The 1,121-nt window shown below is 64.5% G+C and carries 2 protein-coding genes and 1 pseudogene; all 3 read left to right on the top strand.

Annotation, left to right across the window (positions count from 1 at the left end; translation table 11 throughout):
- A partial coding sequence (locus PMES_RS16145) for a Mu transposase C-terminal domain-containing protein (RefSeq protein ID WP_201289026.1) occupies positions 1 to 570 on the top strand: 570 nt, incomplete at its 5' end.
- Position 571: 1 nt separating this feature from the next.
- Entirely contained in the window at positions 572 to 802 is a 231-nt protein-coding gene (locus PMES_RS16140) for a hypothetical protein (RefSeq protein ID WP_159966746.1), read from the top strand.
- 66 nt (positions 803 to 868) lie between these two features.
- Positions 869 to 1,121 (top strand): annotated as a pseudogene (locus PMES_RS16135) (AAA family ATPase); the annotation flags it as partial.

Below are 1,121 nucleotides of genomic sequence, written 5' to 3'. Positions count from 1 at the left end.
AAGCCCGACGCCAAGCCCGAGAACTACGGCTCCACGGCGATCGATATCGATCGCTTCGTGGCGGTGGTCGGCGAAGGGGTGGCCGAGCACAACGCCCGCCTTGGCCGGCTGTCACCGACCGTCAAGGGCGGCAGCTTCGACGAGGCCTTCGCCAAGAGCTATGCCACTGCACCGATCCGGCGTGCCACGGCCGAGCAGCGGCGCCTCTGGCTCATGGGGCAGGAGGTGCGCAAGCTGCATGCCGGGCATGGCCGGCTCACGCTGCACGGCAACAGCTACTGGTCGGACTGGATGAGCGAGCTTGCCGGCACGAAGATCGTGGCGCGCTTCGATCCCGAGCATCTGCATGACGCGGTCAGCCTCTATGCGCTCGACGGGCGCTACCTCGGCGAGGCCGCCTGCGAGGTCGCCGCCGGCTTCTTCGATGCAAGCTCGGCACAGGCGGCAGCGCGCCGCAAAGGGCAAATCAACCGCGCCCAAAAGCGTCTTGCCAAGGCGCTCGCGCCCCTGTCGGCGAAAGATATCGCACGCGGTCTCGAGGAAACATCGGCGCCGGAGCCCGAGACATGAGGTGTTTTACCGGGACTTCCGCGCCTCTGCGCAAGACGAAAGCACGCCGGCGGAGGTCGATGATCCGCTGGTCCGCTTCGAGCGTGCCCATGAGCTTCTGAGCCGCTCGGCGGAGGGCAAGAGGATCGGCGAGCAAGAGGCCGAATGGCTGGCCTCATATCGCCAGAGCGCAGAGTTCCGCCAGCAAATGGAGATGTACGAGATCTATGGCGACAGAATGTTCGCCAGATGATGACGCCGCCGGGAGGCCACCCGACGGCGCAGTAGTGAAGTCGTGTAGAAAAGGAATAGAGGCAGAATGTCACAAAATAACGCCCTTTACAACTCTGTTGCGCCACTGCCACTGCGCAACGTCGCGGCCCTCGCGACCCTGATCGAGAGGGCGCGCACCCGCGCGCACAGCCTGCCGGGCATGGCCACGTTTTACGGGCCTTCAGGCTTTGGTAAGACCACGGCTGCGCTGTTTTCGACGAACAAGTTCCGCGCCGTGACGGTGCAGGTCAAAAGCACCTGGACGGCCAAGCATCTGTGCAAGTCGATCCTGACCGAGA

It is taken from the genome of Profundibacterium mesophilum KAUST100406-0324 (assembly GCF_009835145.1).
Lineage (GTDB): Bacteria > Pseudomonadota > Alphaproteobacteria > Rhodobacterales > Rhodobacteraceae > Profundibacterium > Profundibacterium mesophilum.
The sequence above is the reverse complement of the archived record's forward strand: the minus strand, read 5'-3'. Positions and strand labels throughout refer to the sequence as shown.